Below are 1,807 nucleotides of genomic sequence, written 5' to 3'. Positions count from 1 at the left end.
ATGGACCATGCCGATCCGTGATTGGAAGCCGGCCTTGAATCGCTTTATTATCGAATTCGGTGACCGCCTGGACGGCCACCTGTAATGGGGTGGGCAGTTACACAGATTTATTTACAGGCTCGTTCTAATATTCATTTTAGCCCCTATTGTTGAAATATATTCTTATATTTTTCCCGTAACTTATACTTTTGAACCTTACCTCCTACTGGCTCCGGAAACGACTGCTCTAAAATAATCGACTTCGGCACTTCGAAGCTGGATAATTTTTTCTTTAGGTGTGATATAAGGGATAGCTCGTCATACTCTACCCCTTCTTTTAGTATAACTAGTGCTATGACCGCTTCTCCCCACTTTTTATGGGGAACTCCGATAACGGCTGAACGCGAAACGGAACTGAATTGATTTATGATCCCTTCTACTCTTATTGAAGATACATTTTCTCCACCAGTTTTAATAACATCCTTGATTCGATCAATCATCGTTCTTTGACCTTTTGACATTAGGCCAAAATTATCCCCACTATGAAACCAGCCTCCTGATAATGCCTCCTTAGTTGCTTCAGGATCCTTGTAGTAGCCTGCCATCATAGCTGGCGATCTATAAACGGCTTCGCCATTCTGTACTTCACCGCTCTCATTGGTGACCGACACTCCTTCTACATATTCGATAGCAGCACCTAGTAATGGGCTCGGCAATCCTATGTAATTTTCCTGTGGGCATTCAGTCTCAAAAATTTCTGGGTGTTCATCAATAAAGAATCGGTGTGCGCAGCAACTTTCAGTTTGGCCGATGATAGCTATTCCGGAGAACTCGTCCCCAAAACTTTTCTTGATCTCTCTGTAGACTTTTGGAGACATAGCTCCCCAACCGAAGATGGCATTCTTAAGGACGTTTTTCCCACCATTTAATGCAGCATATTCCGTTGCTGTTAGTTCAAGTGCTTGTGGCGACCCCGCCCATAGGGTAGTGACACGTTCACGCTCTATAGTCTCGGCAAGGCTTCGGAAGTTCAGGCCTCGCCCTATTACTGTTTTTCCACCACTCAAGATTCCCGCCAATAACATGCAGAATCCAACGTGATAGATTATAGGAAGGTAAGAACAAACCGTAATTTGCGATGGCTGACTAAGTTTTAGCGGGGTAATATTAGAAAAAGATAACGCCTCAAAGTAGGTCTTAATATGAGAAACCATCACGCCTTTTGGCAATGAGCTGGACCCACTCGTAAATAGTATTTCCCATATATCGTCTCCATGTATATTTTCACATACTGGATTGACACTTGAATTGCTCGTGAAACCTTTAAAGCTAGTTCGATTTTTGCTGTCTCCGTTTATGTTAATGGAGAATGCTATATCAACCCCACACCCTGAAGAAACCTCTTCTGCCTTATCAATAAATTGGCTATCGCACACAAGCAGCTTTGGCGACAACCTATTTACCAGAGGAATCATAACCGCAGTATTTAAGCTAGGGTTTATTGGAGCTGCTGTGACACCAATTGACGCTAAGGCAATTTTGCTAACAATTGCCTCTATTGAATTTTCGCATAATAAAGTAACTATATCCCCCCTTCTTCAAGCCTAATGATTTGAAGGAGTTCGCAGCTTTATTTGTCAGGTCCCGACATTCTTTAGCAGTATATTGATTTTCTACACCTTCTTCATTCGCATCTCTGGCACTAATTAGTCGCCCCTGCAAAAATGCCACTTTCAGAGAGCCAACAACTCACTGGTCTTAGTTGATTCATTCGGCAGCGCCAGAGTTGAACATAAAATAGCCAATATCAGGCGTAAATGCCGCCCAT

General features: G+C 42.8%; 1 protein-coding gene. It reads right to left on the bottom strand.

Features of this window, described 5'->3' with window-relative positions; translation table 11 throughout:
* Positions 1-143: 143 nt before the first annotated feature.
* Entirely contained in the window at positions 144-1,565 is a 1,422-nt protein-coding gene (locus tag FE848_RS18515) for a class I adenylate-forming enzyme family protein (protein WP_320159524.1), read from the bottom strand.
* Positions 1,566-1,807: the final 242 nt, after the last annotated feature.

This window comes from Marinobacter sp. 1-3A (assembly GCF_016597775.1).
GTDB classification, from domain to species: Bacteria; Pseudomonadota; Gammaproteobacteria; order Pseudomonadales; family Oleiphilaceae; genus Marinobacter; species Marinobacter xiaoshiensis.
Note: the sequence above shows the minus strand (reverse complement) of the source record. Positions and strands in the feature narration are given on the sequence as shown.